The organism is Agathobacter ruminis (genome assembly GCF_002735305.1).
Lineage (GTDB): Bacteria > Bacillota > Clostridia > Lachnospirales > Lachnospiraceae > Roseburia > Roseburia ruminis.
Map to the genome: position 1 here is coordinate 1 of NZ_PDYG01000062.1, position 307 is coordinate 307.

A 307-nucleotide genomic window follows, 5' to 3' on the forward strand; every position below is an offset into this window, starting at 1 on the left:
TTTGAACAAATTCACAAGATAGTTATACACCTTCTCGGATATAAATATATGCACATCATCTATCTTCTTTCTTGTACTATACAAATCAAACATTACTTTATATCCTAATTACACAACTATTCATCATCGCTTTTTTTATAGAGCTCACTTGGATAATAAAGCCCATTCTCCTCATAATATGTTTTTCCCTGCCACCATTTGAAAAAGGCAACCAGCCAGCTTTCCTCTATTCTCTCCCATCCAAAAACTTTTGCGAATCCATGTACATACCTCGGTCTAATCGGAATCTCTACATTTCCCAAAAAGT

At 34.5% G+C, this 307-nt stretch carries 1 protein-coding gene; it reads right to left on the reverse strand.

The genetic code is table 11. From position 1 onward, the window contains the following. Positions 1 to 116: 116 nt before the first annotated feature. The coding region (locus CSX02_RS13770; protein WP_207653770.1) for a hypothetical protein at positions 117 to 307 on the reverse strand (191 nt) is incomplete at its 5' end.